This is a genomic window from Corynebacterium sp. KPL2850, from assembly GCF_040225855.1.
In the GTDB taxonomy this organism is placed as follows: domain Bacteria; phylum Actinomycetota; class Actinomycetes; order Mycobacteriales; family Mycobacteriaceae; genus Corynebacterium.
On the sequence record NZ_JBEHFV010000060.1, the window covers coordinates 1 to 3,159 of the forward strand.

General features: G+C 49.9%; 2 protein-coding genes and 1 pseudogene. All 3 read right to left on the minus strand.

Annotation, left to right across the window (positions count from 1 at the left end; genetic code table 11):
• Positions 1 to 433 precede the first annotated feature (433 nt).
• The 3 genes and pseudogenes from ABRP93_RS11490 to ABRP93_RS11500 all read right to left on the minus strand — a co-directional run bounded on the left by ABRP93_RS11490 (position 434) and on the right by ABRP93_RS11500 (position 2,796).
• Positions 434 to 1,078, minus strand: coding sequence for a DUF6973 domain-containing protein (locus ABRP93_RS11490; protein WP_349867262.1), 645 nt, complete (start codon positions 1,076 to 1,078; stop codon positions 434 to 436).
• Positions 1,079 to 1,322: 244 nt separating this feature from the next.
• Positions 1,323 to 1,589 (minus strand): hypothetical protein, encoded by a 267-nt coding sequence (locus ABRP93_RS11495; RefSeq protein WP_349888007.1) that lies wholly within the window; start codon positions 1,587 to 1,589, stop codon positions 1,323 to 1,325.
• A gap of 12 nt (positions 1,590 to 1,601) precedes the next feature.
• Positions 1,602 to 2,796: pseudogene (locus ABRP93_RS11500) on the minus strand (IS3 family transposase).
• Positions 2,797 to 3,159 lie beyond the last annotated feature (363 nt).

Below are 3,159 nucleotides of genomic sequence, written 5' to 3' on the forward strand. Positions count from 1 at the left end.
GACATGATGGTAGATTACCTTTCTTCCCAGCTCGACTGGGCTGGATATCAGGTGTCCACCGAATGGGGGTCAGGTCCAGGGACTAACTGTAATTGGCCTTACAGCGGTTCCATATCTATAGGCTATGCGAAGTTTCCATAGCCAGAAATGGTGCTCACCCATAAGAACGCTGATACGACGAAAGCCGCAGCGAATGTGAAGGCAAAAGCACGCCATGATCGGTCGCTAAGCCGACCCTTTTTCAACATGTAGACAGACATGGCTAATACACCCCACACCACCAATGAAGGTAGAGGTAGCCCATAGAAGACGAAAGGTATTGGAAGCCATGTGGACAGGACCACTCCGCCGTAAAGGGTTGCGACGCCCACGACAATTCCAAAAAGTATTCCCGGAATGATCGTTCTTTCTTTCACAACAAATTCCTTACCAATCAGTTTATCTTGATCAAACCACCGTTTTTAGCCTGCGCATGACATTCATTGATGGCGCCCGCTTCATCTCCTTCGTGTCGCAATCCAATGTCTCGACCAATGGCATTGTTTGTTTGATCCATGTGCCCAGCTTCAGGAGAACCAGGATGGTCTGTTTCGTGGGCATCGCCAATTTTTCGTGCAAAATCTGCGTTAGCCCGGATCGTTGTCAGCGCCTGCCATACACAATGCCTATCAGCGTCCTGAATGTTATCGTTCGTTACTTTGTTTGGAAACGTTTGCGAGGAAATACGTTCCGCGTCCTTGATTGCTGATTTCGCGCGCTTACAATCATAAGGATTGGTCGCGCAGGCTGCCGCTTCATGCCTACCGATGTTGGTTCCATAATTGTCGCCGGAGTCTCGAAGGCCTGTTTTATCCCCTGCAGAGCCGGATTCATTTAAAACTTGCTGTACGATATGGTCTGGAGTCTCAGCCTTCGGATCAATGTGCTCTTTCTCACGCAGTTCAATCGTCGTCTGAGCGATGCGCTCGTAAGAGTCAGTTTCTGCTGGTGTGGCATGTGCTGGCGATGCTGCCAAAGCATTCGCCGTGACGCCAATCGATAGTAGTGCTACTACACCCAAAGCCTTCATAGCCTTCATATTTAGGCCTTTCTCGAATCTTGATGGACTCGGCTAGTGCACCACACCCAAAGCTCCAATACAACCGATAATCATTATTGTTACGGTACCTTTATGTGATTTTATATATCTGTTCACCTTCCACCATCCCGAACTACCTTGGCGAACATGTCAAGCAAACGCAGACCACGAAAGCTCTAGTTTCAATTCAAAAAACGAAACAACCCCGCTGAGTGATACAGCGGGGCTAAATACGTAAGGATTCTTACTTCAAGTCTTGATTGAACCCATTAGGAAGCTTTCGCATGATATTGCTGAACTCATCAGCGTCCTTGGAATCATCCTTGATAGGCGAAAGATCGAGCTTGTAGAGTCCCTCGTCACCTTCAACTCTGAAGTAGAGGTTGTTTGGATTGTTTGGATCGACCGCCACAGCAGTGACATCAGCCTCGTTATTAGGTAGGCCATTAATGCTGATCATATGAGTGATGTCATTACGCCCTCCGGGGGCCTGCCCCCGGAAAGTAGACACGTCGGAGGGTAGCTATGCTACTTGGCTCAATGTAGCTGAATTAAGTGCTTCGAAGTCATCGGGGGCTTGAAAGTTGCACCAGGAGTGTCGTCTGCGCGTGTTGTAGCGTATGCACCACCGGAAGACTTCCTGGCGGCAGCTGATTGGACTTTCGAAGACTTTCCGATCACGCAGGACTTCACGCTTGAAAGCGGCGTTAAACGATTCTGCTAGGGCGTTATCGGCACTTGTACCCACCGCTCCCATGGATTGGCGCACACCAAGCTGGGCGCAGTGGTCCCTAAATGCCTGCGATGTGTAAACACTGCCGTAATCGGAATGGAAAATTGCCCCTGTAAGGCTTCCGCGGACCTTTCCAGCATGAGACAAAGCTTCGATAACCAGCGATACCCGCATGCGAACCGCGAGTGCATGGCCAACGAGCTTGCGCGAGTAGGCGTCGATGACTGTGGCCAGGTACATATTCTTGCCGCCCTTACACGGCAGGTACGTAATGTCGCCTACGTACACGTGGTTGGGCCTGTCCGCAGTGAATTTGCGGCCTACTAAATCTGGCATGGCTCGGTCGCCAGGCTTACGCCGAGTGGTGATGCATCGACGCTGTTTCGAAAAGCCTTTAAGCCCCATGGATTTCATGATGCGTGCGACCTTCTTGTGATTGATTGGGCGAATGCCCGAATCGTTGTTGAGGCTTGCAGCGATGCGTTTAGCACCATAAAGCCCATGCTCATCATCGAAGATGGTCTTTATTCTTGCACCAATAAGACCGTCGGAATGCATCTTTAACCTGCGCTTTTTACGGGTGTGGACCCATTTATAGAACGAGGAACGATTGAGCTTTAACACGTGGCACATCCGTGTGAGGCGAGTACTTTATTCGGTGGTCATCGACGAACTGGAAGCGGATCACCAGTGAGTTGCTTTAAGCAAAATATTTCGCGGCCTTACGCAGAATGTCACGTTCTTCGCGCAGCTTCGCGTTCTCTCTTTCTAACTGACGGATCCGCTCTGAATCAGTCATCACTTGAGCTTCATCGCGCAGGGTCTTCGTGCGGGCACGTTTGCTGGTGCCGTACTGCTTGATCCAAGAATAAAGTGAGGAACGATTGACTCCTAGCTCTGCTGAAGCCACGTGAAGTGAGAGGTCCTCATTATTTTCGTAGAGGGCCACAGCATCACGTTTGAACTGTTCGGAATACCTAGGCATGGTGGAAGATTACCTTTCTTCCCAACCCAACCGGGCTGGATATCAGGTGTCTACCTAACAGGGGTCAGGTCCTTTGCTACTTTTTGCCGCAATGGGGTTCCTTTCTAACTTTGGATGTTTTTATCAGTATTGGTTTTGTGAGATTTTTGGGTATTGGCGTTGTCAAATCGTTGTCGCAAAACGTGACAACATAAATTACTCCCTGGTCAGACCCTTATGAGGCTACCCTGGTTTAGTGGACACCCGATTAGTGCGGATTTTGTGTCCGTAAGAGAGGATGTTCATCGTGAGTCAACAACGCCAGAAATTCACGCCGGAGTACCGGCGTGAAGCCGCGAACCTGGTAATCGAGTCAGAACGCCC

Excerpts from the sequence above, each read along its gene's own strand:
- ABRP93_RS11490 (WP_349867262.1), bottom strand. The coding sequence starts at position 1,078 with ATGAAGGCTATGAAGGCTTTGGGTGTAGTAGCACTACTATCGATTGGC.